Origin of the sequence: Streptomyces sp. LHD-70, assembly GCF_031157275.1 — a bacterium.
Classification (GTDB): domain Bacteria; phylum Actinomycetota; class Actinomycetes; order Streptomycetales; family Streptomycetaceae; genus Streptomyces.
Genome location: NZ_JAVIFW010000062.1, coordinates 1 through 575 on the forward strand (window position 1 = coordinate 1; position 575 = coordinate 575).

General features: G+C 58.6%; 1 rRNA gene. It reads left to right on the forward strand.

Annotated features, from left to right (window positions below):
- Positions 1–142: 142 nt before the first annotated feature.
- Positions 143–575 (forward strand): 23S ribosomal RNA (locus RCO28_RS39265); the annotation flags it as partial.

A 575-nucleotide genomic window follows, 5' to 3' on the forward strand; every position in this document is an offset into this window, starting at 1 on the left:
GTGCCGGGCACGCTGTTGGGTGTCTGAAGGTACGGCCGAGAGGCTGCCTTCAGTGCCGACCCCAGTGAACCGCTGCTTGATGTGGTGGGTGATGGGTGGTTGGTCGTTGTTTGAGAACTGCACAGTGGACGCGAGCATCTGTGGCCAAGTTTTTAAGGGCGCACGGTGGATGCCTTGGCACCAGGAACCGATGAAGGACGTGGGAGGCCACGATAGTCCCCGGGGAGTCGTCAACCAGGCTTTGATCCGGGGGTTTCCGAATGGGGAAACCCGGCAGTCGTCATGGGCTGTCACCCGCTGCTGAACACATAGGCAGTGTGGAGGGAACGAGGGGAAGTGAAACATCTCAGTACCCTCAGGAAGAGAAAACAACCGTGATTCCGGGAGTAGTGGCGAGCGAAACCGGATGAGGCCAAACCGTATGCGTGTGAGACCCGGCAGGGGTTGCGCATGCGGGGTTGTGGGATCTCTCTTTCACAGTCTGCCGGCTGTGAGACGAGTCAGAAACCGTTGATGTAGACGAAGGACATGCGAAAGGTCCGGCGTAGAGGGTAAGACCCCCGTAGTCGAAACAT